Origin of the sequence: Micromonospora sp. SD12, assembly GCF_052068495.1 — a bacterium.
Classification (GTDB): Bacteria; Actinomycetota; Actinomycetes; order Mycobacteriales; family Micromonosporaceae; genus Micromonospora; species Micromonospora echinofusca.
In genome coordinates this window covers 24,412-49,102 of the sequence record NZ_JBQHDF010000019.1, presented here as the reverse complement: position 1 = coordinate 49,102, position 24,691 = coordinate 24,412, and the positions used below count along the sequence as shown (strand labels likewise).

Here is a 24,691-nt window from a genome sequence, read left to right as displayed (position 1 = left end):
GCGGATAGCGTCGCGGTATGACTTCGGCCCCCCGGGCGTGGCTGCGCCGGCACCCCCTCGCCGCGGACGCGCTCCTCGCCGGGGGGCTCGTCGTGGCGGAGGTGGTGCTCACCGCGCTGACTCCCCGCGAGTTCTGGCCGGGGCGGCTGCTGGCGGCGCTGGGCTGGAGCGTGGTGTGCGCCGTGCCGGTGGCGTGGCGGCGGGTGGCCCCGTGGGCGGCGGTCGCGCTGGCGGTGGCGACGCTGGCGGTGCCCCTGCTGCTCGGCCCCGCGCCGGCCACCCAGGGCATGACCTTCATGGTGCTCACCTACACGGCGGCCACCGTCGGACCACCGCGTACGGCGGCCGTGGCGGCACTGGCGCTGTGGGTGCCGGTCTGCGTCACCAGCGTCCTCGCCCCGCCGCCCGACGAGTTGCTGGCCAACGTCAGTCCCACCTACCTGGTGCTGAACAACCTGCTGGTCGGCGTCGTGTCGTACTCGGTGGGGCGTGCCGTGCACGCCCGCCGGGCCTCGACGGAGGCGCTGCGGGAGCGGGCCCGGGCGGCCGAGGAGAACCAGCGCTCGCTGGCCGAACGGGCGGTCGCCGACGAACGCCGGCGCATCGCCCGGGAACTGCACGACGTCGTCGCCCACCACGTCAGCGTGATGGGGGTGCTGGCCACGGGCGCGCGCCGCGTACTGCCGAAGGACCCGGACGCGGCCGACGGGGCGATCGCCACCATCGAGCAGACCAGCCGGGAGACACTGCGGGAGATGCGCCGACTGCTCGACGTGCTGCGAACCGACGCCGAGCCGGCCGCCGACCTGGCTCCCCAGCCGGGCCTCGCCGGCATCGAGGCGCTGGTGGAGCAGGTGCGTGAGGCCGGCCTGCCGGTGGCGCTGCGGGTGGAGGGCACGCCGGCGGTGCTGGAGGAGGGGGTGGCGCTGACCCTGTACCGGATCACCCAGGAGGCGCTGACGAACACGCTCAAGCACGCGGGCGCGGCCACCGCCCAGGTGCTGCTGAGCTTCGACGGGGGCACGGTCGACGTGGAGATCACCGACACCGGGCGCGGGCCCGGGCCGGACGGCGACCGCATCGGGCACGGCCTGGTCGGCATGCGGGAGCGGGTCGCCCTCTACGGTGGTGTCCTGCGCACCGGGGCCCGCCCGGGCGGGGGCTTCCGGGTGTCGGCGCGGATCCCGGTGGAGCCGCGGGGTGCGGCGGCGTGACCGGGGAATCGGGACGGGGGAATCGGATGACCGACACGACGGTGCCGGCACGGCCGGTACGCATCCTGCTCGCCGACGACCAGCCGCTGCTGCGTACGGGCTTCCGGATGGTGCTGGGCACGGAGGACGACCTGGACATCGTGGCCGAGGCCGCCGACGGCCTGGAGGCGGTGGAGTTGTCCCGTCGGCTGCTGCCCGACGTGGTGCTGATGGACATCCGGATGCCGCGGATGGACGGGGTCGCCGCGACCCGGGCGATCGTCGACGCCCGCCTGCCGGTGCGGGTGCTGATCCTGACCACCTTCGACCTGGACGAGTACGTGGTGGGGGCGCTGCGGGCCGGGGCGAGCGGCTTCCTGGCCAAGGACGTGCCGGCCGACGACCTGGTGGCCGCGATCCGCACGGTGGCCGCCGGGGACGCGGTGGTGGCGCCGCGGATCCTGCGGCGTCTGCTGGACCGTTTCGCCGACGCGCTGCCCGATCCCGCGGCCGCGCCGCCGCGCGCGCTGAACGCGTTGACCGAGCGGGAGCGGGAGGTGCTCGTGCACGTGGCCCGGGGGCTGTCCAACGCCGAGATCGCCCGGGCGTTGTCGGTCAGCGAGACCACCATCAAGACCCACGTCGGGCACGTGCTGACGAAGCTCGGGCTGCGCGACCGGGTGCAGGCCGTGGTGCTGGCGTACGAGTCGGGTCTGGTGCGCCCGCGCGCGTAGCGCCTCGTCGCCGACGGCGTGTGGGGCGTACCGCCGAGCGCGCCGCGGCACGACGGCACGGTTGCCGCCGTCACCTACCGTGACCGCGGGGGTCGTCGCGTGGTTGACCCTGACGCGGCGTCACTGTGCAGGATCGGTCCGGGCCGGTGGGAAGGCCCTCGACCGGCCGCCGACTCAGGGGCAACCCTGAGTCGGCGGTGGGGGGCACCCGCAGCGCGAAATCCGCCCCGGCTCCGACCGGAGTCGGACGGATCGCGGCGGGCGAGCACAGATGATGGGACTGCCGTGCCGGACCAGCGGGGGCGGCGCGGACCGAAGACAGACGGAAGAGGTAGATGACGTGACCGCGACGGTAGGCCAGCAGGCGCAGGCCGCGGCCCGGGCGAGCGACGTGTGGAAGGTGTACGGCAGCGGCGAGGCACAGGTCGTCGCGCTGCGGGGGGTCAGCACGGAGTTCGAGCGCGGCCGGTTCACGGCGATCATGGGGCCTTCGGGCTCGGGCAAGTCGACGTTGATGCACTGCCTCGCGGGCCTGGACTCGGTGACGCGTGGCACGGTGTCGATCGGCGACACGAAGGTCACCGGCCTGGGCGACGCGGGCCTGACGAAGCTGCGCCGCGACAAGGTCGGCTTCATCTTCCAGCAGTTCAACCTGCTGCCGACGTTGACGGCCAAGGAGAACATCCTGCTGCCGTTGTCGATCGCCGGGCGCAAGCCGGACCCGGCCTGGTACGACACCGTGATCGCCACGGTCGGGCTGCGGGACCGCCTGGACCACCGGCCGGCGCAGCTCTCCGGCGGCCAGCAGCAGCGGGTGGCGTGCGCCCGCGCGCTGGTCGCCCGCCCCGAAGTGATCTTCGCCGACGAGCCGACGGGCAACCTGGACTCGCGGGCCGGCGCGGAGGTGCTCAACTTCCTGCGCAACTCCGTACGCGAGCATGGGCAGACCATCGTCATGGTCACCCACGACCCGACCGCCGCCGCGTACGCCGACCGGGTGGTCTTCCTCGCCGACGGGCAGATCGTCTCGGAGTTGATCGAGCCGACCGCCGACACGGTGCTGGACACCATGAAGAAGCTGGACACCCCCGCCGAGGTGGGGCGCTGATGTTCCGCGCGACCCTCAAGAGCCTGCTGGCCCGCAAGGTCCGGCTGATCCTCTCCGGCCTGGCCGTGGTGCTGGGCGTCATGTTCGTCTCCGGCGCGTTCGTGCTCACCGACACCCTCGGCCGCTCCTTCGACGCGATCTTCGCCGACGCGTACGAGGGGGTGGACGTCAACGTCGCCGCCAAGCCGAAGATCGACGTCGGCGAGACGGAGGGCATCCCGGTGCCGGCGCCGGTGCCGGCGGCCACCCTGGACAGGGTGCGGGCGGTGCCGGGCGTGGCCGAGGCCACCGGCGTGGTCGGCGTCGACGGGGCACGGCTGATCGGCAGCAACGGCAAGGTGGTGGCCTCGTTCGGTCCACCGCAGCTCGGCGAGAACTGGACCGGCGAGAGCGACCTGGTGCGACTGCGCGAGGGGCGGGCCCCGCAGGCCGACGACGAGATCGTCATCAACAGGGCGCTCGCGACGGCCGGCAAGGTGAAGGTCGGCGACCGGGTCGGCGTGCTGACCCTCCAGCCGAAGCAGGAGTTCACCATCGTCGGCGTGTTCGGCTACAGCGGCGACCGGGACTCCATCGGCGGCGCCAACGAGATCATGTTCACGACGCCGGTCGCGCAGAAGCTGATGCTCGGCGCGCCCGACACCTTCAGCAACATCTCGATCACCGCCGCCGACGGGGTGTCGGACGAGGCGCTGCGCGACGCCGTGGCCGCCGCGGTGGGCACCGACTTCGAGGTCAAGACCGGTGCGCAACTGTCGGAGGACGCGGCGGCCGGCATGAAGGAGGCGCTGTCCTTCTTCAACCGGATCCTGCTCGGCTTCGCGGCGGTGGCGCTGCTGGTGGGCACCTTCCTGATCCTCAACACCTTCTCGATCATCGTGGCGCAGCGCACCCGGGAGTTGGCGCTGATGCGCGCCGTCGGGGCGAGCGGACGCCAGATCATCGGCTCGGTGGTGCTGGAGGCCGTCGCGGTGGGGCTGGTCGCCTCGGTGCTGGGCCTCGGCGCGGGCATCGGCATCGGCGCGCTGCTGGCGTACCTGTTCAGCACCTTCGCCGGCGGGCTGACCCTGGCGGGGATCGGCGTACCCCTCTCCGCCGTGGTCGGCGCGTTCGCCGTCGGCCTCGTGATCACCGTGGTGGCGGCGCTGCTGCCGGCGCTGCGGGCGTCGCGGATCCCGCCGATCGCGGCGATGCAGGACGTGGCCACCCCCGACCGCCCGCTGACCAAGGTCACCGTGGCCGGGGCGATCGTCACGGCCGTGGGCGGCGCGCTGCTGGCCCTCGGGCTCACCGGCAACGCCGGGGGCAACACCCTGGCCACCATCCTCGGCGGGGTGCTGTTCACCTTCATCGGCGTGGCCCTGCTGACGCCGCTGATCAGCCGGCCGGTGGTGAGCCTGCTCGGCGCGATCTTCGCCTGGTCGGTGCCGGGCAAGCTGGGGCGGCTCAACTCGGGGCGCAACCCGCGCCGCACCGCCATCACCGCCGCCGCGCTGATGGTCGGCATCGCCCTGGTCACCGGGGTGACGGTGATCCTGGACTCGGCGAAGAGCAGCATCGGCGGGCTCGCCCAGGACAGCCTGAAGGCGGAACTGGTGATCGCCGGGGCGCAGAGCGGCCCCCGCCCGCCGAGCTTCGACCCGGCGGTGCTGGAGAAGGCCGCCGCGATCCCCGGGGTGCGCCTGGTCGACGGCGAGTACGGCGACCTGGCGATCGTCGGCGGCGAGCGCACCTGGGTGGCGGCGAGCAGTGACGTCGCCGCGCTGCGGCAGATCTTCGGGGCCGAGCCCACCGCCGGCGACATCGACCGGCTGGCGCCGGACGCGATGCTGGTCAGCTCGGACACGGCGACGGCCCGCGGCCTCTCGGTCGGTTCGAAGGTGCCGGTGCAGACGTCACGGGGCGAGGCACGCACCTACACCGTGACCGGCATCTACGCCAGCTCCCAGCTGACGAACCCGGTGGTGCTGCCGGCGGAGGCGGCACGCGACTTCACCATCCCGCAGCCGATCCAGGGCTTCATCCAGCTGGCGCCGGGCACCCGGGTGGCCGACGTGCAGCCGCAGATCGAGGCGCTGCTCGCCGACTCCCCCGAGGTGTCGGTGGCCGACCGGGAGGCGTTCATCGAGCAGCAGACCGGCCAGCTGGACGGGCTGCTCACGATGATCCAGATCCTGCTGGCGCTGGCCATCGTGATCGCCGTGCTCGGCATCATCAACACCCTGGCGCTGTCGGTGCTGGAGCGCACCCGGGAGCTGGGGCTGCTGCGGGCCATCGGCCTGCGGCGGGCGCAGACCATGCGGATGATCACCGTGGAGGCGGTGGTGATCTCGGTGTTCGGCGCGCTGCTCGGCGTGGTCGTCGGCGCCGGCCTCGGCGCGGCCGTGGTCGAGGCGCTGCGCGACGAGGGGATCACCGACCTGGTGCTGCCCTGGACGCAGATGGGGATCTTCCTGGGCCTCGCCGCGATCGTGGGGGTGGTTGCGGCGGCGCTGCCGGCGGTGCGGGCCGCCCGGATCAACGTGCTGGGCGCCATCGCCCACGACTGATCCCGACGCGCGACGAGGGCCCCGCCGGTCGGCGGGGCCCTCGTCGTCTCAGCCGACGGGCGGCGGCGCGCCGAGCAGGGCCGCCAGCAGCTCCAGGTCCGCGCCGGTCAGGCTCTCCAACTGGTGTACGCCGTCCAGCGGCCCGATCGGCACCTCCGCCGGTACGGCCAGCACCGCCGCGCCGGCGGCGAGCGCGCTCGCCACCCCCGTCGGCGAGTCCTCGATCGCCACGCAGCGGGCGATCGGCACGCCGAGCAGCCGGGCGGCGGTCAGGTACGGCTCCGGGTGCGGCTTGGCCGCCTCGACCTCGTCGCCGCAGACGATGGCGTCGAAGCTGTCGCGCCCGAGGGTGTCCAACGCCACCTCCACCAGCGGCCGGCCGCTGGAGGTCACCAGCGCGGTCGGGATGCCCGCCGCCCGGACGGCCCGCAGCAGGTTCAGCGCGCCGGGACGCCAGCGCAGCCCGGTGCGGAACAGCTCCAGGATGCGGGCGTTGATCCACGCCGCGCTGGCCTCGGGATCGCGCCCCGGCTGGTCCAGGTCGTCGTGCAGGAGGCGCATCGACGCGGCCATGCTGGAGCCGATCATCGCCTTGCGGGCGGGGTCGGAGAGGGTGCCGCCGTACTCGGCCGCCAGCTCGTGCAGCGCGACGTCCCACAGCTTCTCGCTGTCGACCAGGGTGCCGTCCATGTCGAAGAGCACGGCGGCCAGGTGGTGGCTGTTCAGCGGGTCCTCCCTCGGGTGGCTACCCGGGGATCCTCTCAGCCGGCACGGCGCCGGCGCGCGCCCAGGTGTCGCGGGGTGACGTGGCCGACGGGTTGCGCCCGCACGCGAGACTCGGGGACAACCGGCCGCCGCCACGGCGGCCCTCGCGCGGAGGTCGCCATGCGCGTCCGATCCCTGGTCTCCCGGTGCACCGTGGTCCTGCTCGCCGCAGCCGTCGCGATCTGGCCGGCGGGGCCGGCCGCCGCGGCGAGCCTGCCGTTGGAACGCTGCTACGACCTGGAGACCCCCCAGCACGAGGATGAGCGGGACTGGTTCGCGCCGGGCAACGTGCACACCACGTGGCCCTCGCCGGTGGGCATGGTCGACCGGGACGTGTTCCGGGCGTCGGCCATAGGCACGATCCGCATCGACCACTGGGGCACCCGGAAGTCCATCTCCGGCGAGCTGCCGCTGGCCGGCAGCGGCTGGCCCGCGCCCGACGCCCCCCGGTACGCGCTGATCGCGAAGGTGACCTCCGGATCCATGCTGGTGCTGCGCAACGGGCTCACCTACACCTCGGGCCGGTGGTTCCCGGTCGGCGCCGACAGCGGCTGCATGCTCTACTCCAACGGCGGTGCGCCGTCGCGGCTGGTCTTCTCCTTCAACGACCCGAATCTCGGCGACAACGGTGGCGGCGCGCAGGTGTGGGTGCGGCAGTGGTGGAACTAGCGCCGCCGCGGCGGGTTCAGCTCAGGCCGCAGGCGTCCAGGGACTGCTCGTAGCCGCGGAAGAACGCTTCGGTGCGCTGCTCGGCGGTGCCGTGGGCGCCCTCGGCGAACCAGGGTTGGTCGGGGGCGTCACCGACGGCCAGCAGCCCCTCCCGGAACTCCTCCAGGTCGCCGTCGGCGAGCCGCAGCGCCTTCGCGCGTACCGAGTCGCCGAGGTAGGCCCCGGCCATGCAGTCGGCCTGCAACTCCTGCTGGATGGTGTAGGAGTAGCGGATGCCGAGCCGGGCCTGGATGCCGTGCGCGTACTCGTGGCCGAGCAGGTAGAACACGAAGGCGTCGCCGACCTGGCGGAACGCGGCCACCGACCAGTTCACGTCGTAGGCGATGAAGTCGCCCGCCGAGCAGTAGACGGCGTTGTTGCGCGGCAGCGGCTGCCCGCCGCAGGAGACCTCCCCCGCCCGCTGGTACGGGATGATCCGGCGGATCGGGCGGAACCGCTGTCCCGAGGCCCGGAACTGGGCAGCCCAGTACCGCTCGGCGATGCTCTGCGCGTCGGCGACGTCCTGCCGGAACTCCGCGACGCTGGTGGTGCCGTCGGCCCGGGTCTGCTCGTCGCCCGGCGAGGTGGCGCCGCCGGGTCGCCGTGGCGCGGGCTGCTGTCCCTCGGGTTCGGACACCCCGCCGACCACGCACCCGGCCGCCGCGACGAGGGCCACCAGCAGGCCGGCCAGCGAGCTTCGCGGTCGGCGTCCCAGGCGCGTCGTCACTGTGCCCTCCCGGCGTCGGCGTCGCGGCGTGCAGTACCCCCGTGGTGGGTCCCTCATGCCCGGACACGGACGCACACGGCGGCGGGGCCGCCGGTTCACCGGCCCGGGGACGGTCAGGGGCTCGCGGCGAGGAAGACGAAGGCGGCGAGCAGCACCAGGTGCACGCCGCCCTGGAGCACGGTGGCCCGCCCCGGCACCACGGTCAGCACGCTTGTGACGACGGTGAGGGCGAGCAGGGTCACCTGGGTGCCGCCGAGACCGAGCAGCAGCGGGCCCTCCAACCAGATCGACGCGAGCGCTATCGCCGGGATGGTCAGCCCGATGCTGGCCATGGCCGAGCCCAGGGCCAGGTTCAGACTGATCTGCACCCGGTCGCGGCGGGCGGCCCGGGCGGCGGCGAGCGTCTCGGGCAGCAGCACCAGCAGCGCGATGACCACCCCCACGAAGGACGGGGGCAGGTTCGCCACGGCCACGGCCGACTCGATCGCCGGGGAGACCGACTTGGCGTCGCCCACCACGGCGACCAGCGCCACCAGCAGCAGTCCCAGGCTGAGCAGGGCGGCCCGGCCGGACGGCGGCTCGGCGTGCCCCTCGGTGTCGAGCACCCGCCCCTGGTTGTCGACGGGCAGGAAGTAGTCGCGGTGGCGGCCGGTCTGCAGCATGACGAACAGGCCGTAGAGGGCGAGCGAGACCACGGCGGCGAAGGCGAGCTGCGCCGGGGTGAACTGCGGTCCCGGCCGGCTGGTGGTGAAGGTCGGCACCACGAGGCTCAGCGCGGCGAGGGTGGTCACGGTGGCCAGCGCCCCGCCGGTGCCCTCGGAGTTGAACACCGCCACCCGTCGGCGCAGCGCCCCGATCAGCAGCGACAGCCCGAGGATGCCGTTGCAGGTGATCATCACGGCGGCGAAGACGGTGTCGCGCGCGAGGGACTGCGTCTTCTCGCCGCCGCTGATCATGAGCGTGACGATCAGGGCCACCTCGATGACGGTGACGGCCACGGCGAGCACGAGCGAGCCGTACGGCTCCCCCACCTTGTGGGCCACCACCTCGGCGTGGTGCACGGCGGCCAGCACCGCGCCCGCCAGCAGCAGGGCCACGACCACCACGACGGGACCGGAGAGGTCACGCCCCCAGGTCAGGATCAACACCAGGATCGCCAGCAGCGGGACGAACACGGTCCAGTCGGTCAGACGTGAGCGAAACGGCGCGGCCATGCCCCAACCTTCGCAGAGCAGACGGCCGGCTGAACGCGTACCGACGCCTCGGGTTGCGACTCGGGGCCACCGTCCCCGGCCAGGGACCTCAGGTCGCGTCCGGCAGCCACGCCTCGAGTACGGCGGGCTCGGCGACCGCCTGCCGCACCTGCGTCCGCTCCGGCGCGGTCAGCGGCAGCGCCGCGAGCCGGGCGCCCCAGTCGGGCACCAGCTCCGGCTTCTCCAGCGCGAGCGACAGCTCGATCAACCCGGCCAGCGCCAACGCCTGCTCCACCGCCGGCGCGGCGTCGCCGTGCCGGCGCAGCCCCGAGTTGAGCGCCCGGAAGGCGGCCAGGTCGTCGCTCTTGAACTCCCGCAGGATCCGCGCGTTGTCGAGGACCCGGGCCAGGCCCGGCAACCACTTCGCGCCGCCGTACTCCAGCTCCGCCGGCTCGTCGCGCTGGATGAAGACGATGGTGTTTCCCGACGGATCGACGACGCTGAACCGGGACGCGCCGGGGCGGTAGCGGGTCATCCGGGGGCGCCCCTTGGCGAGCACCTTGCCGTGGGTGCGGCGCATCGCCTCGCTGAACGCCGCGTGGTAGGGCGCGACCGCGTCGACCATCACCAGGCAGCCGCCGGTGCTCTCGGCCGACGGGTCCACGCCGCTCGGCGCGCCGCCGTAGTGCAGCTCGAACCCGCTCCAGCGGAACGCCAGGTAGAGGTACGGCTTCGTCTGCTCGTAGGTGACCTCGAAGCCGAGCGCGCGCCAGAACGCCAGGGTCTCCTCCGCCGACACGCAGTGCAGCAACGGCACCGTGGTCTCGTTCGGCTGGATGCGGTGCTCGGTCATCGCTGCGCCCCAATCCCCCGTCGACGGCCCGGCCATTGTGCCAGCGCGCCGGGCGTGACGTGTGCCCCTCGGGCGGTGCTCGACCGGTCAGAGCGCGGCCGGCCGGGAGGGCGCAGCGGCGCGCGAGCTCGCCGTCGGCCGCGTGCATCGGGGGGCGGGGTGTGGGTTCAGTGCGTTGACGGGACGTCGGTGCCGCGCGGACCGGCCCGGGCAGGCGTAGGCTGGGGGCATCCCGGAAACGACGGCATCCCACTCCTGAGGGTGCCCGCCACGCCGGCTCCGCCCGAGGGCACGCGACGTCCGACCCGATCCGACGGTCATCCGGCCCGCCTCGATCACCGCGTCCTTCGCGGTGGCACGACGCACCAGCTCCGGGAAGTCCTTCTCACCTGCCAGCGGCCGAGGGTGCCGTTGACCCGCGCGACGCTCGCGGTCGACACCACGGTGACCGGCACCGCCCGTACCGCACCCCCGAGCGGGGCAACCGACGATCCGACCGGGCGGGTCGGCGCACCGGGCGTCCGCCCGGCGCAGGACGCGACGCTGACGCACGACCCCACCGCTACGCCGCGGTCACGGCGATGAGGAATCCGACATGACGCCAACGACCCACGCACTCGCTCCCCCATCGCCGCCGCGCCTGCGGATCGAACCGACGCGCACCACGCGTACGCTGCTCGACGGCGGCTGGTGGCCCCGCTCGACGGATCCGCTCGCCGAGCTGCCCGGCCTCGTCCTCGCCATCGACCTGCTGCACGGGCCGATCGTCCGGCTGGTCCTCAACGCCGACGTCTGGGACGGCAACCCGCGCCGCCTGGCCGTCGACGGCAGGGTGGTGCGGGTGGGCTACTTCGCCAGCCAGCCCGCCACCCTGCTGACCGCGATCTGCCTCAACGACGACCGGGTCGACCTGCTGGTCGTCCCGCCGCAGACCCCCGTCGGCCTGGCCGAGGCGGCGATGGCGCTCGCCGTCACCGCCGGCAACCTGGTGCGTTCACCGAACCTGCTCGCCGCCGCGGGCACGACGTCCGCCGCGCGGACCGGCAGCGCCGACAGGCACACCTGGGAGGGCGAGGGCGGCCGTCTCCGCACCGACCCCGACGCCCCTTCCCGCCCGGCCGACGTTGGACCGGCCGGGATGCCCGCCCCGACAGCGCCCCCCAGGCAGCGGCGCACCGGCGACCTTCTCACCATCACCACCAAGGAGCAGACCATGACAGTTTCCCGGCACACGATCGTCGCCGCACTGCGTCGGCGCGGCCAGCACACCAGGGCCGACTGGGTCGAACGGGAACTGCCGGCGCAGGTCGACACCACCCGGCACGCCGGGCTGCTCGCGACCCTGCGTCTCGACCTCGCCGAACTGGACGGGTCGACGACACGGTGAGAGTGGCCCTGCTGGGCCCGGTGGCCTGGCGGACGCCGCCGCGCCACTACGGTCCGTGGGAACAGGTGACCGGCCTCCTGGCCGAAGGCCTCGTCGCGCGGGGTGTGGACGTGACGCTCTTCGCCACGTTGGACTCGATCACCTCCGCCGCCCTGGACGGGGTGTGCCCACGCGGCTACGCCGAGGATCAGGGCATGGACGGGCGGGTCTGGGAGGCGATGCACGTCTCCCACGCGTTGGCCCGCTCCGCCGAGTTCGACCTCGTGCACAGTCACCTGGACTGGCTGCCGCTGGCCTTCGCCGCGCACTGCGACGCCCCGCTGCTGACCACCGTGCACGGCTTCTCCGGGGTGGGGATCCTGCCGGCGTACGAGAAGGGCCGCTCGGCATACGTCTCCATCTCCGACGCCGACCGGGTCCGGGGGCTCGACTACCTCGCCACCGTGTACCACGGGGTCGACCTGGACGGGCTGCCGTTCACCCCGGACCCCGGCCCCGGCCTGGTGGCCTTCGGCCGGATCCATCCCGACAAGGGCACCCACACCGCCATCGAGATCGCCCGGCGGGCCGGCCGGCCGCTGACCATCTGCGGCATCGTGCAGGACGAGCGGTACTTCAGCGAGCAGGTGGCGCCGCACGTCGACGGCGAGCGGGTCACCTTCCTCGGCGCCGTGGGCCCACGCAGCCGCGGCGAGGTCCTGGGCGGCGCCGCCGCCCTGCTGCACCCCGTCGCCTTCGACGAACCGTTCGGCCTGTCGGTGGTGGAGTCGATGGCCTGCGGCACACCGGTCGTGGCGTACGCCCGTGGGTCGATGCCCGAGGTGGTCGACGAGGGGGTGACGGGGCTGCTCGTGCGGACCGCCGAGCAGGCCGTCGAGGCGGTCGGTCGGGTGACGTCGATCGACCGCGCCGCCTGCCGGGCCCGGGCCCGGCAGCGCTTCGGCGCCGACCGGATGGTCACCGACTACCTCGCCGTCTACGACGACCTCACCCGTCGCCCCGAACGCTGACGTCCTCCACGCGCCCAGGTCCCACCACAAGTCCGGCTCCCACTCGACCCCGGTTCGCCGCCGGCCCCACCCCGTTGACGCGGCGGTCGCCGGTGAACCCGTCCGTCGGCCGTCCACTCGGCCGACGCGCGCCGTTACCTCGTGAGGCCCGCCCCGTCCCTCGGTGGCGGCCGACAACCGGAAGGCACGGCACCCGATGTCCACCCGTTATGGCTTCCTGAGCACCCACCCGCCGACCCGGTGCGGGCTGGCCACCTTCAACGCGGCCCTCGCCGCCCATCTCACCGCCGGCGGACCGCCCGGCGGCGCCGTGCGGGTCACCGCCCCCGGCGACTCCCCGCGCCCGGAACCGGGCGTCGTGCACACCTGGTCCACGCGGAACGCGGTCGGCTGGCGGGGCGCCGCCGCGGCGCTCAACGCCTTCGACGTGGCCGTCGTGCAGCACGAGTACGGCATCTACCCGGGAACCGACGGCGAGGACGTCCTGCCGGTGCTGCGCCGGCTCACCGTGCCGAGCATCGTGGTCCTGCACACCGTGCTCCGTCAGCCCTCGGCCCGGCAGAAGACGCTGCTGGAGCAGATCGTGGCCGCCGCCGGCGCGGTCGTCACGATGACCGGCACCGCCCACGACCGGCTGCTCGTCGGCTACGCCGTCGACCCCGCGAAGGTGTCGGTGATCCCGCACGGGGCCGCCGATCCGGTGGGCGCGCCCACCCTGCGGCGCACCCGCCCGCACCTGCTCACCTGGGGACTGCTCGGGCCGGGCAAGGGAATCGAGTGGGCGTTGCGGGCGCTGGCCCGGTTGCAGGACCTGGACCCGACCCCCACGTACACCGTCGCCGGCCGGACCCATCCGAAGGTGATCGAGCACCAGGGCGAGGCGTACCGGGCCGGCCTGCACCGCCTCGGCGCCGAACTCGGCGTCGCGCACTGCGTGGACTACCAGGCCGCGTACCAGGACCAGGCCACGCTCGGCGCGCTGATCCGCTCCGCCGACGTGGTCGTGCTGCCCTACGACTCGACCGAACAGGTGACCTCCGGCGTCCTGACCGAAGCGGTGGCCGCCGGCGTCCCCGTCGTCGCCACGCCCTTCCCGCACGCCGTCGAGTTGCTCACCGGCGGCCCCGGGCTGGTCGTACCCCATCGGGACCCGGCGGCACTGGCGGACGCGATCCGGCGGATCCTCACCGAACCCGGCCTGTCCGCGAACCTCGCCGGGCGCTCCCGACCGATCGCGGCGGACCTGCGCTGGCCGTCGGTGGCGGCGCGGTACGAGGCCCTCGCCGGGCGGCTCGTCGCCGGCCGGTCGCCCACCGTCACCCCGGCAGCGGCGTGACCACGTCGGGCGACCGGTCCGGCGCCGGCATGCCGGTACCCGCGCCGAGTTTCACCCACCTGGCCCGGCTCAGTGACGACACCGGCCTCTTCGAGCACGCCCGGCACGCCATCGTCCGTCGGGAACACGGCTACTGCACCGACGACGTCGCCCGGGGTCTGCTGGTCGCCAGCCGGGAGCCGGAACCGTCGGCGCAGGTGCTCGGGCTGGCCGAGTGCTACCTGGCCTTCCTCACCCACGCCCAGGACGGTCGCGGCGCCTTCCACAACCGCCTCGGCCACGACCGGCGCTGGACCGACCAGCCCGGTCTCGGTGACTGGTGGGGGCGGGCGCTGTGGGGGCTGGGGACGGCCGCCGCCCGCAACCCCGCCGACTGGATCCGCACCGAGGCGCTCGTGGCCTTCAGCCGCGGTGCGGCCCGGCGGTCGGCCGCGCCGCACGCCATGGCCTTCGCCGGGCTGGGCGCCGCCGAGGTGCTGCGCCGCCATCCCGGGCACGCCGTGGCGGGGGCGCTGCTCGACGACGCCGCCGGGGCGGTCGGTGCCGGCGATCCCGACCCGCGCTGGCCGTGGCCGCAGCAGCGGCTCAGCTACGCCAGCGCCGCCCTCGCGGAGGTCGTCATCGCCGCCGGCCACCTGCGCGGGAACGCCGCACTGCTCGCCGACGGGCTGCGGATGTTGACCTGGCTGTGCGAGGTGCAGGTGCGCGACGGGCGGCTCTCGGTCGTACCCGTCGGCGGCTGGCGGCGCGACGGCGCTCGTCCGCGGCACGACCAGCAGCCCATCGAGGTCGCCGCCCTCGCCGACGCGTGCGCGACCGCCGCCGCGATCACCGGCGACCCGGCCTGGAGGATCGCGCTCGGGCGGGCCGTCGGATGGTTCCTGGGTCACAACGACCTCGGCATGGCCATGTGGGACCCGGCGACCGGCGGCGGCTACGACGGGCTCACCCCGCACGGCCCCAACTTCAACCAGGGCGCCGAGTCGACCCTGGCGCTGATCTCCACCCTCCAGCACGCCCGGCAGTGGTCGTGACCGGGATCCTGGCCACCCGCCAGAGCCACACGCTCGCTCCCGATCCCCGACGGGTCGTCGTCAAGCTCTTCGTCCCGGGAGAGGACGCCGCGGTGGCGCGCACCCGCGCGCACGACCTCGTCGACCGGATCGCGAGCCTCGACCCGGACGAGACGCGGCTCCTGCTCCGGCGGACCCTGCGCGACTTCGGCGACCGGCACCGCGACCTGGAGGGCACCTTCCGGCACCACTACGAGCTCGTCCGGCACCGGGTCGAACGCAGCCGGCAGCTCTCCCCCACCGCGCGGCTGCTGGTCGGCGCCTACTTCAGCCACGAGTACGCCGTCGAGGCCGCGGCCCTGTGCAATCCGTCCATGGTGGCCCATCCCGACCAGTCCGGGCTGCACCCGGGGCAGCTGCGGGTGGCGGTCAGCCTGCGCCAGATCGGAGAGGGTCACCTCTCCTCCATCGGGTTCGCCAGCGCCGTGCTGGGGCCCGGGAGCCGCCTCGCCGTGCGAAGGCGCTCGGGACCGCTGGTGAGCGGCCGACGCAGCCACGTCCATCACCGACGGGACCTGCTCGCCGCCGGGCTACGCGAGGAGGGTTGGGACAACGAGGTCTGCGCGACCGTGCTGGCCGCCCTGCCGGAGCGGTACGACGAGGCCGGCCTGGAACGGACACTGGCCGCGCTGCCACCCGACCTGCTGTACCGCCATACCACCACGGACACCCTGGAGCAGCTGCGCCGGCTCTCCGCGGCCAGCTACGCCGTCGCCTTCCCGGCCGACACCCTCCTGCACGAGCGGGTGCTCTGGCCGGCCACCGCGGCGGAGAGCAACGGCATGGAGGACGCCCGGTTCGTCAGGTTCGTCGACGACGCCGGCACCCCGACGTACCAGGCGACGTACACCGCGTACGACGGTCGCCACATCGCCGCCCGGAGGTTGGCCAGCGACGATCTGACCCGGTTCCGGATCGACCCGATGCGCGGACCGGGCGCCCGGAACAAGGGGATGGCGCTCTTTCCCCGGACCGTCGACGGCCGGCACCTGGCGCTCTGCCGCTCCGACGGCGAGACCATCGGCCTGACCGTCCTGGCCGACGACGGGTCCTGGCAGGCGCCGGTGCCGCTGCACGGGCCGCGCCGCGGCTGGGAGCTCATCCAGGTCGGCAACTGCGGATCGCCCGTCGAGACGGCGGCGGGCTGGCTGGTGCTCACCCACGGCGTCGGTCCGATGCGCCGCTACGCCATCGGGGCCCTGCTGCTCGACCTGCACCGGCCGGAGCGGGTGCTCGCGGAACTGCCCGGGCCGCTGCTGGCCCCCGACGACACCGAGCGCGAAGGATACGTGCCGAACGTCGTCTACTCCTGCGGCGGCCTGCTCCACGACGGGCTGCTCTGGCTGCCGTACGGGGCCAGCGACGCCCGGGTCGGCTTCGCCACCGTACCCCTCGACGCGCTGGTCGAGGCGATGGTCGACCACCGCTCCGGCTGAGCGCAGACCGCCCGGCGGACCTACCGGCCGGGAACCTCATCGACCTCGGGCCGGTCGATCGCACGAAGCCGTCACCCGACGGCACCTTTGTGGAAGGTGCCGTCGGGTGATGGAAACTCGTGCCCTAGCGGTGCGGGCCCCGGCTGCCGGTGACCGGCCGCCGGGGCCCACCCCGTCAGGCCTAGGAGGTCCTGCGGCGGTAGAGGAAGAGCAGGCTCGCGCCGGTGGCGACGGCGAGGCTGCCGAGGCCCGTCAGCACGGGGACCAGCGCGCCACCGCCGCTACCACCGGTCACCGGCAGCTGCGTGCGGCTCGGGGTCGGGAACCCGGTCGGGGTACCCGTGGGCTGTCCGGTCGGCGTGCCCGTGGGGGTACCGGTCGGCGTGCCCGTGGGGGTACCGGTCGGCGTGCCCGTGGGGGTGCCCGTGGGGGTACCGGTCGGCGTGCCCGTCGGAGTGCCGGTGGGGGTACCGGTCGGCGTGCCCGTCGGAGTGCCGGTGGGCTGGCCCGTCGGAGTGCCCGTGGGGGTGGTGGTCGGGCTTCCTGTCGGCTGGAGACAGACGGGGGCGTTGATGGTGTTGGTGTCGAGGGTGACGGCGCCGGTCCGGGCCAGGGCCCGGCCCTGCAGGGTCGCGCCGGTGTTCATGCTGATCGAGGTCTGGGCCAGGATGTTGCCCATGAACCGGGTGCCGGTGCCGAGCGTCGCCGAGCTGCCCACCTGCCAGTAGACGTTGCAGGGCGAGGCGCCGTTGATGAACACGACGCTGCTGTTGGAGGCGGTGATGAGGGTGGAGGCGATCTGGAAGATGAACACCGCCGCCGGGTCACCCTGGCTGTTGAGCGTCAGCTGGCCGGTCAGTTGCGCGGCGCCGATGCGGTACACCCCCGGGGTGAGCGTGGCGCCGCCGAGTTCCGCCGGCAGGTTGGTGAAGGGAGTCCGACCGGCGGCGTCGTTGTACGCGGTGGTCAGGTCGTCCTTGGCCTGCAGGGCGACGGCGTCGCCGAGGTGGATCTCGCCGCCGACGACGCCGGGCGGGAAGCCGGGCGCGGTGTTGCCGGGGTGGACGCCGAGGCTCTGCGCCAGGAAGCTCGGACCGGTGTTGGTCACGGTGGAGCCGGCCAGTACGGAGAAGTTCGCCGCTGTGCCCAGGCCGACCGGCGCCTCGGCGGCGCTGGCGCCGGTGCCACTGACGATCAGCACGGCGACGGCCGCGCTGGCGGCGGCGACGGCCGCGAGCGCCGGCATTGCCGCGCGCCGGAGATGACGGATTCGGGTGACTGTCACGATGAGGCCCTCTCATGGTGCGTCTCCGGCCGGCACTGTCGGGACAGCGGGCCGGGAGCCACACAAGTGCAAATATAGGTAGATCGGACTTTTGCACATTCATGGCCACAACGCTCCAATAACTCCCGAAATCGTCGCCGCACATCGACCGGCGGGGCGCCAGGCCGACCGGTGAGCGGCAGACCCGGAACGATCCTCACGTCGACCGGACGCGCCCTCTCCTGAGGGCCCGATCTCGCAGCCGGCCGCCACTCCATTCAGAACGGCGCTTCGTGGACCGGCACCAGACTTGGAAGCCGACAAGAACGGTGGCGGCGCGATCCGTCGGGCGGCAGGGTCGTGCCGTAGGCTGAGGCACGCAGCAGCCGCCCCGGCCCCTGGTGGTGCCCCTTCCCCGCAGGCACACCACCGGGAGTATCGGATGCCTGTCCCAACCCGCTACGTCGTCCCGGGTCCCGAGTCCGTCGACGATCTCGTCAAGCGGATCGCCGATCGGGACCCGGCCGCCTTCGGTCGCTTCTACCGCCGTCTCGCCCCGGCCGTCTTCGCCCGGGTCCGGGAGAGCCTCGGCGGCCCGGCGCCCGCGGTCGCGGTGACCCGGGCGGTCTTCGTCGAGGTGTGGCGGCTCGCGCCACTGCCAGGATCCCGCCAGCTCGACGGCCTCGCCTGGGTGACCGCGATCGTCGTCCGCCGGACGGCGGACCGGCTCCGTGAGATCAACGGACCGGCGCCCCGCGTCGCCACGGGCTACGACGGTCTCGTCCGCCGCGAGTTGGCCGCCATCCTGGAAGGAGAGCCGCCGCACGGTGACCCGGAGGCGGGCCTGGCGTCGGCCTGATGCCCGTCCACCGGCGGGGTGGAGACGGCGGAATCAGGGAGCGTCAGGCACCGGTTCTGGAGACCGGTGCCTGACGTGACGCGGACGTACGGGTCACCGGGTGGATTGCGGACCAGGCGGGGGTCCCGCGTCGGGGCGCCCGGTCGCGCGACGTTGACGCAGCCGGAGTTGCATGATGCGCGCGGTGCCCGGGAGGGCGACGAGCAGGACGCCGAAGACCGCGGCCAACAGCAGGGCGACACCGATGGGCAACGTCCCGTGCGCGCCGAGGAACGACACCTCGGCGCGTTGACCGTTCTGCAGCACGAAGATCAGGAGCAACAGGAGCACGACCGCGAACAGGACGCTGGCGACCCACAGGCCGCCCATCCGCGAGCGCTGCACCCTCGGCATCCGGTTCACCAGCCGGGCAGCGGATTCGGGTCGTGGGTCTCCGTTGACCGGAGGAGTCGGGTGGGGATGGTTCTGCGGTGCGGTCATCACGAACCGCCACCTTCCGAGGAACGGTCGACATGCCTGGAAGCCGGATGAGCCACCGCAGGCATGGGCGGTGGAGGGGCGTCCGCCGGCGGCGGACCAGTCGGCCACCAGGGTCTCGAGCGGCAACTGCCATCGTACGCGCCTCGATGCCCCGGCGGTCGTGCCGGCGGCCCGCCGCGCCCGGGCCGCCGGCACCCCCGAGGCCGCGCGCGGGAGCCGGTTCGCGAGTACGGTGTGGGCGCCGCCCGGATCGTCCGTCCGCCGGGGCCGAAAAGCGACGGCGCGGACCACGATCGGAGCCGGCGGACAGCCGTACGACGAGGGTGAGCGACATGACCGAGATCCGGTTGTCCGATGTGTTCGTGGAAATGGCCGACACGCTCGTCGACGATTTCGACGTGCTGGAGTTCCTGCACTCCCTGACCGAACGATGCGTCCAGTTGCTGGGCGTCTCGGCGGCCGGTCTGCTGTTGACAGACCAGCGGGACACCCTCCAGGTGGTGGCCGCCTCCTCCGAACGCACCCGACTGCTGGAGTTGTTCCAGTTGCAGACCGATCAGGGTCCCTGCGTGGACTGCTTCCGTACGGGCCGCCCCGTGTCGGTGGTCGAACTGTCCACCGCCGGCCGGTGGCCCCGGTTCGCGGCTGCCGCGGCCGAGGTGGGGTTCGCCGCGGTCCACGCCCTGCCCATGCGCCTGCGCTCCGAGGTGATCGGAACGCTGAACCTCTTCGACATCCGACCGGGCGCGCTCGACGACGGCAGGCTCCGCCTCGGACAGGCCCTGGCCGACGTGGCCACCATCGGGCTGCTCCAGCAGCGCGCCATCCATCGACGCGACATCCTCGCCGAGCAGTTGCAGACCGCGCTGCACAGCCGCGTCCTGATCGAACAGGCCAAGGGCGTCCTCGCCGAGCGTCTCCGGCTGGATGTGGGAGAGGCGTTCTCGTTGTTGCGCGACAGCGCCCGCAGCCGCAACCGGCCACTGTCCGATCTGGCCCGGGCGATCGTCGACGGTTCCGAGCAGCTCCCACCGGTGCAGCCGGCTCGGCGGCCCACCTGAGCATCGGCTCAGCCGCCGGCGGCGTCCTCTTCCTCGCCGGGTTCCGCCAGGGCTCCGTCCCGTGGTGCACGGACCCCTGACAGCGCGTACGGTGAGGCTGTCGCCCGGGTCCCCGGTGGCCGCCGAGATCGCCGCCACCTACCCGAAGGGGCGTCCAACGATGCTCGACTCCACCCCGGCCGTTCGCCGTCCTCGACTGTTCGACGTGCCGGACAGCCGCGAGCAGTCGCTGCGCCACCTCGCCGCGTTGGACTGCGACGATCCCGGTCGCGCGAGGCTCCGTGTCCGGATCATCGAGAACGGCCTGCCGATGGCCGACCGGCTGGCCCGCCGGTACGCCGGACGCGGCGAGCCGTACGACGACCTGGCGCAGGTTGCGGCGCTGGCCCTGGTCAGAGCGGTCGACGGGTTCGACGTCGAGCGAGGTGTGCCCTTCTCCGGCTACGCGGTCCCGAGCATTCTCGGTGCCCTCCGTCGGCACTTCCGCGACACCACGTGGGCGATGCGGGTACCGCGCCGGGCCCAGGAGCTGAACGGCAGGATGCGCGCCGGCACGGCGGAGTTGACGCAGTCGCGGGGCCACCACCCGAGTGCCGCGGAACTTGCCGAGCACCTTGAGGTGCGCGTCGAGGAGATCCAGGCCACCGCCCTCGCGGCGCAGGCCTACCGGCTGATGTCGCTCGACGCGCCGCGTCACGACACCGACGACCTCGGGACGCTCGCGCTCATCGGTGCCGTCGATCCCGCCTTCGCCCGGGTGGACGATCACCTCGTACTGCGGTCGCTCCTGGCAGACCTTCCCCCGCGGGAGCGTCGGATCCTCACGCTGCGGTTCCACGGCCAGCTGACCCAGAAGCTGATCGCCGAGCGATGCGGGCTGTCGCAGATGCACGTGTCACGGCTGCTGAAGCAGTCCCTTGCCCGGCTCCGTGCCGGCATGCCGCGCTGACCGTCCCCGGCCCGCGGCGTATCACCGGCCCGAATGCCCCGACCGGGTCGAATGCGCCGAATCGCCACCCACTGCCCCTGCGCTGTCTCCACGATGAGAACAAGGTCGGATTCGCAACCGAGAGGGGTAGTGCGGCATGAGGCGTCGACGTAGCAGGAGGGTCCCGCTGATGCAGGCGGCGGCGATGTCCCTGGCAGCGGTGGTGGCGGCGGCAGCCGTCGTACGGGCTCGGCGCCGTCGCGCCGTGGGCGACACGATGGGCGGCGATCTTCCCGCCCTGCGCGACGGCGCGTTCGCCGACGCGAGCACGGTCGGGATGCCGGTCTCCGGCGGCGCGGCCGGCCGGGACAAGCAGACTGCGTCATCGGCAGCCGCAGCGCGGTGAGGACGGGGAGCGCCGCCCCACGACCAGGCAGGCACCACGCCGGCCCGGCGTGACCAGGCGGCGCCCGCCCGACGGCCCTGGACGAACGCGCCCCGGCGCGTGCCCAACTGCCTGTGGAGGTGACGGCGGATGAGTGACCCGCCCAGCGGCGCCCGGGCGGCCGACGGGCCACGCGAGGACGTCACGGTCGCCGAACTCGTACAGCGTGCGACGGACCAGATCACCCGCCTGGTACGGGAGGAACTGGCGCTGGCCCGGGCGGAGTTGACCGCCAAGGGTAGACACGCCGGCTCCGGCGCCGCGATGGTCGGCGGCGCCGGCGGATTGGCGCTGTTCGGGACGGGAACGCTCGTCGCCGCGCTCGTCCTGGTCCTCGCCGAGTTCATGCCGGCGTGGGTGGCCGCGCTGGTCGTCGCGGTGGCTCTCTTCGCGATGGCCGGGTTGCTGGCGCTGTTCGGAAAGAAGCAGGTGAAGCAGACGATGCCCGTCAAGCCGGAGGCGACGCTGCACAGCGTACGCGCGGACGCGGAGTCGGTGCGGCAGGCGGCCAGGGAGGGACGAGGACGATGACCCCGAACGCGAGCAGCGACCCGGATCGCACCCGTGCGGACATCGAGGCGACCCGCGCCGAACTCGGTGCCACCGTGCAGGCTCTGGCGGCCAGGACCAACGTGCGGGCCCGGGGTCGGGACAGTGCCCTCGAGATCGGGGGCCGGGCCCGGCGGCGCCTGACCGACTCGGCTCAGGTGCTGCGCGACAGGGCGGCGAAGGCGGTTCAGACCGCCCGGCCGAAGACCGACGGCGCGGGGCTCGACGGAGCAGCCCGTGCGCTTCGCGACCGGCTGGGCGGGATCGGATCGGCCGCCCGCCGACACCCCCTCCTGGTCGTGGTCGTAGCCACCACCGTTGGTCTCGTCGTGACGATGCGTCAGTACGAGCGTCGACCATGAGCGACGCCACCCTCGACACCCAACGCCACGGTGGCAGTCAGTACGCGGAGCTGTCGCGCGTGATCCGGCGCGCGGGCCTGCTCGATCGTCGGCGTCGTTACTACGCGCTGCGCATCGGCGCCCTCGGCGGGTGCTACGTCGGCACGTGGGCGCTGTTCGGGTGGCTCGGTGAGTCGTGGTGGCAACTGGGCGTCGCAGCCGTCCTGGCGGTGGTCTTCGCGCAGGCCGGGTTCATCGGTCACGACGCCGGTCACCGCCAGATCTTCCGTACCCGCCGCGCCAACGACCTGGTCGGCCTGGTGCACGGCAATCTCCTGATCGGCCTCAGTTACGGCTGGTGGATCGACAAGCACAACCGCCATCACGCGCACCCCAACACCGAGGGCCACGACCCGGACATCGTCGTCCGGCCGTTGTCGTTCACCCGGGAGCAGGCGCGGGGGCAGCGCGGGGCGGGCGCGGTCGTGGTCCGGTACCAGGCGTACCTGTTCTTTCCGCTGCTGCTGCTGGAGGGCCTGCACCTGCACGCCAACAGCGTCAAGGCGGTCGTCGGCCCGGGTCGGCTCAGGCGACGCCCCGCGGAGGCCGCGCTGCTGGCCCTGCACGTCGTCGGATACCTCGGGGCCGTGCTGCTCGTGCTGAGCCCGGCGCAGGCCGTCGCGTTCGTCCTCGTCAACCAGGGCCTGCTCGGGCTCTATCTCGGCAGCGCCTTCGCCCCCAACCACAAGGGCATGCCGATCCTCGCCGCCGACGACCGGCTCGACTACCTCCGACGCCAGGTGCTCACCTCCCGCAACGTGCGCGGCAACTGGTTCATCGACGCCCTGCTCGGCGGCCTGAACTACCAGATCGAGCACCACCTCTTCCCCAGCATGCCGCGACCCAACCTCCGGCGCGCCCGGCCACTGGTCCGCCAGTTCTGCGCCGACCACGCCATCCCCTACCACGAGACCAGCCTGACGCGTTCGTGGGCCCAGGTGCTGGGGCACCTGCACGAGGTCGGATCGAGTCGGCCGGCCGACGACGTCGGCCCCCGCTGAGACACGGCCGGGAGGCGGTTCCCGGGCCGGTCGACGGGCGCGGGATGCGCTGGTGCCGGCGTGGTGCGTACAGTTCCGGGTCGGACTTGGCGTGGGCCGGGAAGACCCGGCGCGGGAAACGGGACGAGACAGCGACGGCATGGCGGCGGACAAAATTACGGAAACCGGTCAAGACGGCATCGACCAGGGCCGACTGGAGATCTGTCTCAGCGTCTTCGAGGCGTTGGAGGACCTTCCTCCCGATCACCCCGACGTGGTGCGCGTGCAGCGGGCCACGGCGAGGCTCTACAAGGTGATCAAGCAGCGCCGGCGCGAGGAGCGGCGCGACGCGATCGCGGCGGCGGACCGCGCGGTGACGGCGGCCACCGCCACCGGCGCCCCGGGCCGGATCGACGACGAGACCCAGGGGATCCCGCTCGCCTCCCCCACCGAGGGCACCACGGCCGGCTTCCTGCACAACCCGCGCGGCTGCTACGTCTGCAAGCAGCGCTACCGCGAGGTGGACGCCTTCTACCACCAGCTCTGCCCGACCTGCGCGGCGCTCAACCGGGAGCGCCGCGACGCCCGCACCGACCTGACCGGCCGGCGGGCGCTGCTCACCGGCGGCCGGGCGAAGATCGGCATGTACATCGCGCTGCGGCTGCTGCGCGACGGCGCGCACACCACGGTCACCACCCGGTTCCCGCACGACGCGGTGCGCCGGTTCGCGGCGATGCCCGACAGCGCGGAGTGGCTGCACCGGCTGCGGGTCGTCGGAATCGACCTGCGCGACCCCGCCCAGGTGATCGCGCTCGCCGACTCGGTCAGCAGCCAGGGTCCGCTCGACATCCTGATCAACAACGCGGCGCAGACCGTACGGCGCAGCCCCGGGGCGTACGCTCAGCTCGTCGCCGCGGAGGCCGCGGCCCTGCCGGACGGTCCCCTGCCGGAGATCGTCACGTTCGCCAAGCCTGCCGGCGGGAGCGACCCGGCGGGCAGCCTGACCGCCGCGCCGCAGTCGACTCCGCTCACCCCGCACGCGCTCACGGCGCTCGCGCTGACCAGTGGCTCCGCCTCGCCGGAACGGATCGCGGCGGCCACCGCCATCGACGCCGGCGGCCTGGTGCCGGACCTCGACCCGGTCAACAGCTGGGTGCAGCGGGTGCAGGAGGTGGACCCGGTGGAGCTGCTGGAAGTGCAGCTGTGCAACGTGACGGCCCCGTTCGTGCTGGTCAGCCGTCTGCGGGCGGCGATGGCCGCGGCACCGGCCCGCCGCAAGTACGTGGTGAACGTCTCGGCCATGGAGGGCCAGTTCGGCCGCGGCTACAAGGGCCCGGGGCACCCGCACACCAACATGGCCAAGGCCGCGCTGAACATGCTGACCCGCACCAGCGCCCAGGAGATGCTGACCGACGGCATCCTGATGACCAGCGTCGACACCGGCTGGATCACCGACGAGCGTCCGCACCCGACGAAGATGCGGCTGGCGGACGCCGGCTTCCACGCCCCGCTGGACCTGGTCGACGGCGCGGCCCGGGTGTACGACCCGATCGTCCGTGGCGAGCAGGGCGAGGACCTGTACGGCTGCTTCCTGAAGGACTACGCGCCCTGCGCCTGGTGACCGGCACGTCCATCGATCGAAGCTATTGCCA

At 73.5% G+C, this 24,691-nt stretch carries 24 protein-coding genes; 18 read left to right on the top strand and 6 right to left on the bottom strand.

What is annotated here, in order from left to right:
• The first annotated feature begins 17 nt into the window (after window positions 1-17).
• From ACTMS2_RS25355 to ACTMS2_RS25340, 4 genes are all read left to right on the top strand, one after another.
• A complete protein-coding gene (locus tag ACTMS2_RS25355) occupies window positions 18-1,214 on the top strand; it encodes a sensor histidine kinase (RefSeq protein ID WP_441177647.1) in 1,197 nt (398 codons plus the stop codon).
• A 26-nt stretch (window positions 1,215-1,240) separates the two neighbouring features.
• Window positions 1,241-1,927: a response regulator gene (locus tag ACTMS2_RS25350; RefSeq protein WP_441177646.1), complete on the top strand. Its 687-nt coding sequence runs from the start codon at window positions 1,241-1,243 to the stop codon at window positions 1,925-1,927.
• A gap of 340 nt (window positions 1,928-2,267) precedes the next feature.
• Entirely contained in the window at window positions 2,268-3,035 is a 768-nt protein-coding gene (locus ACTMS2_RS25345) for an ABC transporter ATP-binding protein (protein WP_441177645.1), read from the top strand.
• Complete coding sequence (locus ACTMS2_RS25340; protein ID WP_441177644.1) at window positions 3,035-5,584, top strand: ABC transporter permease; 2,550 nt, start codon at window positions 3,035-3,037, stop codon at window positions 5,582-5,584. Before ACTMS2_RS25345 ends, ACTMS2_RS25340 begins: the two co-directional genes overlap by 1 nt.
• Window positions 5,585-5,632: 48 nt before the next feature.
• On the opposite strand, the gene ACTMS2_RS25335 is transcribed toward ACTMS2_RS25340, so the two are convergent.
• Complete coding sequence (locus ACTMS2_RS25335; protein ID WP_441177643.1) at window positions 5,633-6,286, bottom strand: HAD family hydrolase; 654 nt, start codon at window positions 6,284-6,286, stop codon at window positions 5,633-5,635.
• 183 nt (window positions 6,287-6,469) lie between these two features.
• Between ACTMS2_RS25335 and ACTMS2_RS25330 the strand changes: the two genes are divergently transcribed.
• Window positions 6,470-7,018: a hypothetical protein gene (locus ACTMS2_RS25330; protein ID WP_441177642.1), complete on the top strand. Its 549-nt coding sequence runs from the start codon at window positions 6,470-6,472 to the stop codon at window positions 7,016-7,018.
• A 16-nt stretch (window positions 7,019-7,034) separates the two neighbouring features.
• Here ACTMS2_RS25330 and ACTMS2_RS25325 read toward each other — a convergent pair whose 3' ends face one another.
• The 3 genes from ACTMS2_RS25325 to ACTMS2_RS25315 all read right to left on the bottom strand — a co-directional run bounded on the left by ACTMS2_RS25325 (window position 7,035) and on the right by ACTMS2_RS25315 (window position 9,830).
• Complete coding sequence (locus ACTMS2_RS25325) at window positions 7,035-7,784, bottom strand: neutral zinc metallopeptidase (protein ID WP_441177641.1); 750 nt, start codon at window positions 7,782-7,784, stop codon at window positions 7,035-7,037.
• Between the two features lie 113 nt (window positions 7,785-7,897).
• Window positions 7,898-8,998, bottom strand: coding sequence for a calcium:proton antiporter (locus tag ACTMS2_RS25320; RefSeq protein ID WP_441177640.1), 1,101 nt, complete (start codon window positions 8,996-8,998; stop codon window positions 7,898-7,900).
• 88 nt (window positions 8,999-9,086) lie between these two features.
• On the bottom strand, window positions 9,087-9,830 hold the full coding sequence (locus ACTMS2_RS25315) for a glyoxalase (protein WP_441177639.1): 744 nt from the start codon (window positions 9,828-9,830) through the stop codon (window positions 9,087-9,089).
• Between the two features lie 595 nt (window positions 9,831-10,425).
• Here ACTMS2_RS25315 and ACTMS2_RS25310 point away from each other — a divergent pair.
• The 5 genes from ACTMS2_RS25310 (at window position 10,426) to ACTMS2_RS25290 (ending at window position 16,072) form a co-directional block, all read left to right on the top strand.
• Window positions 10,426-11,217, top strand: a complete 792-nt coding sequence (locus tag ACTMS2_RS25310) for a DUF5994 family protein (protein ID WP_441177638.1) — start codon at window positions 10,426-10,428, stop codon at window positions 11,215-11,217.
• Window positions 11,214-12,227, top strand: a complete 1,014-nt coding sequence (locus ACTMS2_RS25305) for a glycosyltransferase family 4 protein (protein ID WP_441177637.1) — start codon at window positions 11,214-11,216, stop codon at window positions 12,225-12,227. The genes ACTMS2_RS25310 and ACTMS2_RS25305 overlap by 4 nt, the downstream gene beginning before the upstream one ends.
• A 196-nt stretch (window positions 12,228-12,423) precedes the next feature.
• The gene (locus tag ACTMS2_RS25300; RefSeq protein ID WP_441177636.1) at window positions 12,424-13,563 is read left to right on the top strand and encodes a glycosyltransferase; all 1,140 of its coding nucleotides are present in this window, start codon (window positions 12,424-12,426) and stop codon (window positions 13,561-13,563) included.
• 29 nt (window positions 13,564-13,592) lie between these two features.
• Window positions 13,593-14,597: a glycosyltransferase gene (locus ACTMS2_RS25295; RefSeq protein WP_441177635.1), complete on the top strand. Its 1,005-nt coding sequence runs from the start codon at window positions 13,593-13,595 to the stop codon at window positions 14,595-14,597.
• Entirely contained in the window at window positions 14,594-16,072 is a 1,479-nt protein-coding gene (locus ACTMS2_RS25290) for a glycoside hydrolase family 130 protein (protein WP_441177633.1), read from the top strand. Before ACTMS2_RS25295 ends, ACTMS2_RS25290 begins: the two co-directional genes overlap by 4 nt.
• 181 nt (window positions 16,073-16,253) lie before the next feature.
• On the opposite strand, the gene ACTMS2_RS25285 is transcribed toward ACTMS2_RS25290, so the two are convergent.
• The gene (locus ACTMS2_RS25285) at window positions 16,254-17,357 is read right to left on the bottom strand and encodes an ice-binding family protein (protein WP_441177632.1); all 1,104 of its coding nucleotides are present in this window, start codon (window positions 17,355-17,357) and stop codon (window positions 16,254-16,256) included.
• Window positions 17,358-17,778: 421 nt separating this feature from the next.
• On the opposite strand from ACTMS2_RS25285, the gene ACTMS2_RS25280 reads away from it, so the two are divergent.
• On the top strand, window positions 17,779-18,195 hold the full coding sequence (locus ACTMS2_RS25280) for a hypothetical protein (protein ID WP_441177631.1): 417 nt from the start codon (window positions 17,779-17,781) through the stop codon (window positions 18,193-18,195).
• 93 nt (window positions 18,196-18,288) lie between these two features.
• Here the strand turns inward: ACTMS2_RS25280 and ACTMS2_RS25275 are convergent, their stop codons facing one another.
• Window positions 18,289-18,801, bottom strand: a complete 513-nt coding sequence (locus ACTMS2_RS25275; RefSeq protein ID WP_441177630.1) for a LapA family protein — start codon at window positions 18,799-18,801, stop codon at window positions 18,289-18,291.
• 206 nt (window positions 18,802-19,007) lie between these two features.
• On the opposite strand from ACTMS2_RS25275, the gene ACTMS2_RS25270 reads away from it, so the two are divergent.
• From ACTMS2_RS25270 to ACTMS2_RS25240, 7 genes are all read left to right on the top strand, one after another.
• A complete protein-coding gene (locus ACTMS2_RS25270) occupies window positions 19,008-19,736 on the top strand; it encodes a GAF and ANTAR domain-containing protein (RefSeq protein ID WP_441177629.1) in 729 nt (242 codons plus the stop codon).
• 115 nt (window positions 19,737-19,851) lie between these two features.
• On the top strand, window positions 19,852-20,685 hold the full coding sequence (locus ACTMS2_RS25265; protein WP_441177628.1) for a SigB/SigF/SigG family RNA polymerase sigma factor: 834 nt from the start codon (window positions 19,852-19,854) through the stop codon (window positions 20,683-20,685).
• Window positions 20,686-20,854: 169 nt separating this feature from the next.
• Complete coding sequence (locus ACTMS2_RS25260; RefSeq protein ID WP_441177627.1) at window positions 20,855-21,070, top strand: hypothetical protein; 216 nt, start codon at window positions 20,855-20,857, stop codon at window positions 21,068-21,070.
• Between the two features lie 129 nt (window positions 21,071-21,199).
• Window positions 21,200-21,640, top strand: a complete 441-nt coding sequence (locus ACTMS2_RS25255; protein WP_441177626.1) for a phage holin family protein — start codon at window positions 21,200-21,202, stop codon at window positions 21,638-21,640.
• A complete protein-coding gene (locus tag ACTMS2_RS25250; RefSeq protein ID WP_441177625.1) occupies window positions 21,637-22,020 on the top strand; it encodes a DUF3618 domain-containing protein in 384 nt (127 codons plus the stop codon). Before ACTMS2_RS25255 ends, ACTMS2_RS25250 begins: the two co-directional genes overlap by 4 nt.
• Window positions 22,017-23,060 carry a fatty acid desaturase family protein gene (locus tag ACTMS2_RS25245; protein WP_441177624.1) on the top strand — a complete coding sequence of 348 codons (1,044 nt, stop codon included), beginning with the start codon at window positions 22,017-22,019 and terminating at the stop codon, window positions 23,058-23,060. The genes ACTMS2_RS25250 and ACTMS2_RS25245 overlap by 4 nt, the downstream gene beginning before the upstream one ends.
• Before the next feature lie 139 nt (window positions 23,061-23,199).
• A complete protein-coding gene (locus ACTMS2_RS25240; protein WP_441177623.1) occupies window positions 23,200-24,660 on the top strand; it encodes an SDR family NAD(P)-dependent oxidoreductase in 1,461 nt (486 codons plus the stop codon).
• Window positions 24,661-24,691 lie beyond the last annotated feature (31 nt).